The organism is Bowmanella yangjiangensis, from assembly GCF_017255015.1.
In the GTDB taxonomy this organism is placed as follows: Bacteria; Pseudomonadota; Gammaproteobacteria; order Enterobacterales; family Alteromonadaceae; genus Bowmanella; species Bowmanella yangjiangensis.
Genome location: NZ_JAFKCS010000746.1, coordinates 1 through 359, shown reverse-complemented (window position 1 = coordinate 359; position 359 = coordinate 1). Strand labels below are relative to the sequence as shown.

Genomic DNA, 359 nt, shown 5'->3' with positions numbered 1-359 from the left:
AATGTTCGTCAACGGCCTGCTGGCGCTGGCCGAAGCCGGCCTGGTCAGGCGTCCGGTCTACCCGGATCTGCGTCTGCAGCATCTCGCCGACAACGCCGCGCTGGACGAGCAGGGCCGCCCGCACAGTGTCCAGGCGCTGCTTGCTGGCGGGCTGCCGGCGCAGCTGGGCGCGGCCGATCTGGACTGGCTGCTCGCCTGCGGTCTGCTGCAGGGCGAGGTGCGCTGGCAGGCCGGGCGCCTGCACCTGCCCGACGGCAGCTGGGTGGCGGCCGACCTGGACGATCCGCACACCTGTGCTTGCCTGCAACCCTATCTGGGTCGTGCCAGCGGCGGCGTGGTGCTGCATGGCGGCTTCTTTC

At 71.6% G+C, this 359-nt stretch carries 1 protein-coding gene; it reads left to right on the top strand.

Annotated elements, in window-relative coordinates; translation table 11 throughout:
- Positions 1-359: hypothetical protein (locus J0A65_RS26520; protein ID WP_206597163.1), on the top strand; the 359-nt coding region annotated here is incomplete at both ends.